This is a genomic window from Corynebacterium sp. HMSC034B08 (genome assembly GCF_001835805.1).
Classification (GTDB): Bacteria; Actinomycetota; Actinomycetes; order Mycobacteriales; family Mycobacteriaceae; genus Corynebacterium; species Corynebacterium coyleae.
Genome location: NZ_KV825949.1, coordinates 1 through 218 on the forward strand (window position 1 = coordinate 1; position 218 = coordinate 218).

Below are 218 nucleotides of genomic sequence, written 5' to 3' on the forward strand. Positions count from 1 at the left end.
TGGCCCCGTCATCACCTTCATCGAGGTGGTGGCGGGGCCTTTTCTGCGTTTGCGCAGCTGGTGTTTACCGCGTGTCTTCGAACGGGTCGATGACGGACTGCACTCCACAGCTCGGGCAGATGAACGCGATACGGATGCCTTCACCTTCGCCCGCAATAAACGGGTCAGGGACACAATCTGAGCCGCATTCTGAACAGGTTCAGTACGACTGGTCGTCG

1 protein-coding gene is annotated in these 218 nt (G+C 58.7%); it reads left to right on the forward strand.

Features of this window, described 5'->3' with window-relative positions:
* On the forward strand, nt 1-181 hold a 181-nt coding region (locus tag HMPREF2656_RS13295; RefSeq protein WP_210400964.1), incomplete at its 5' end, for a hypothetical protein.
* Nucleotides 182-218: the final 37 nt, after the last annotated feature.